The sequence below is a fragment of the Mesorhizobium sp. M1E.F.Ca.ET.063.01.1.1 genome (assembly GCF_003998155.1).
In the GTDB taxonomy this organism is placed as follows: domain Bacteria; phylum Pseudomonadota; class Alphaproteobacteria; order Rhizobiales; family Rhizobiaceae; genus Mesorhizobium.
This window is the reverse complement of the sequence record NZ_RZSC01001124.1, coordinates 1-1372: the sequence shown is the minus strand read 5'-3', so window position 1 is coordinate 1372 and position 1372 is coordinate 1. Positions and strand designations below refer to the sequence as shown.

The following is a 1372-nucleotide window of genomic DNA, read 5'->3' as shown; positions in this document are numbered from 1 at the left end:
CTTATGAACAGGCGTCTACGAACGCCCGAGTGCTTTCAGCTCATGCAGCACGGCCGCATCGCGGGCCGAGACATCCGGGAATTCCGGGTCCTGCCCGACGTCGGCGGTGTAGCGCCAAGAGCGCGCGCATTTGACCAGACCGCGATCCTCGGCCTTCTCGACCACCACGGCCACACCCTTGACGTCGTCCAGTATGAAGGCGCCCTGCGGAGCGTTGCCGTGCTCGATGACCAGGTCGCTGGTGATCGCCATCTCGGCCATGTCGACATCGGCGATCGCGGCTTCGAGCGCCGCGTCGTCGATGGTGACCACCGGAACGGCTTCCAGTGAGGAACCGATGAGCTTGTCGGCGCGCGCGATCTCGAGCGCGCCGGTGACGACACGGCGCACCTGCCGGACCTTGCGCCATTTCTCGGCCAGCGCCTCGTTCCGCCAGTTCTGCGGTATGACCGGGAACTGGTCGAGATGCACCGAGACGGCATCCGGGTGGCGGTCGAGCCAGGCTTCTTCCATGGTGAAGGGCAGCATCGGCGCCAGCCATTTCACCAGGCATTCGAAGAGGTGGCGCACCACCTGCACCGCCGCCTTGCGGCGCAGGCTGGACGGCGCGTCGCAGTAGAGCGCGTCCTTGCGGATGTCGAAGTAGAAGGCCGAGAGCTCGACCACCATGAAGTCGAGCAGCGCACGGGTGATGCGTTTGAACTCGAACGCGTCGTAGCCCTGGCGCACCACCTCGTCGAGCTCGGACAAGCGGTGCAGCATCAGCCGCTCGAGTTCCGGCATCTTGTCCAGCGGAACGTCCTCGCCCTCGTCATGGGCAAGCGTGCCCAGCATCCAGCGGATGGTGTTCCTCAGCTTGCGGTAGGCGTCGATATTGGTCTGCAGCACGTTCTTGCCGAGCCGCTGGTCTTCCCAATAATCGGTCGTCACCACCCAGAGCCTGAGGATGTCGGCGCCGGACTGTTTGATCACGTCCTGCGGCACCACCGTGTTGCCGAGCGACTTCGACATCTTGCGGCCTTCCTCGTCCATGGTGAAGCCATGGGTGATGACCGTGTCGTAGGGCGCCCTGCCCCTGGTGCCGCAGCTTTCGAGCAGCGAGGAGTGGAACCAGCCGCGATGCTGGTCGGAGCCCTCGAGGTAGACGTCTGCCGGCCATTTGAGATCGGGACGGTCCTGCAGCGTAAAGACATGCGTCGAGCCGGAATCGAACCAGACGTCGAGGATGTCCATCACCTGATGCCATTTCGAGGCGTCGTGGTTGCCGAGGAAACGGTCCTTGGCGCCGAGCGCGAACCAGGCATCGGCGCCTTCCTTCTCGAAGGCGTCCATGATGCGCTCGTTGACCGCCTCGTCCTTCAGCACGTTGCCG

Annotated in this window: 1 protein-coding gene; it reads right to left on the bottom strand. The window is 64.4% G+C overall.

The window, feature by feature from the left end; translation table 11 throughout:
- Positions 1–15 precede the first annotated feature (15 nt).
- Positions 16–1372, bottom strand: a 1357-nt coding sequence (locus tag EOA29_RS36590) for a class I tRNA ligase family protein (RefSeq protein ID WP_145970054.1), incomplete at its 5' end; no start/stop codon positions are given.